1 protein-coding gene is annotated in these 256 nt (G+C 51.2%); it reads left to right on the top strand.

All coding sequences use genetic code 11. The features are described from left to right. Positions 1-256 (top strand): class I SAM-dependent methyltransferase (locus Q5L94_RS13915; RefSeq protein WP_317498945.1); only part of this gene is annotated, 256 nt, incomplete at both ends.

Here is a 256-nt window from a genome sequence, read left to right as displayed (position 1 = left end):
TATTGGAAGCCGGACGTTTGCGCCGATCTTGCTGACAAAAATCTGATTGGCACCACTCATCAGACCGACCGGTTCGGCGAGGTCGAAATCCAGCGCGAGATGTTCGATGAAATCATCTGCAACGATGTAATCGAACATATCCCGGATCTTGTCAGCGCCATGACCAACTGCCTTAACCTTCTGAAGGTTGGCGGTAAATTCAACATTTTGGTACCCTATGACCTGTCATACGGGGCCTGGCAGGATCCCACCCATG

Source organism: Idiomarina sp. Sol25 (assembly GCF_033052775.1).
GTDB lineage: Bacteria > Pseudomonadota > Gammaproteobacteria > Enterobacterales > Alteromonadaceae > Idiomarina.
Note: the sequence above shows the minus strand (reverse complement) of the source record. Positions and strands in the feature narration are given on the sequence as shown.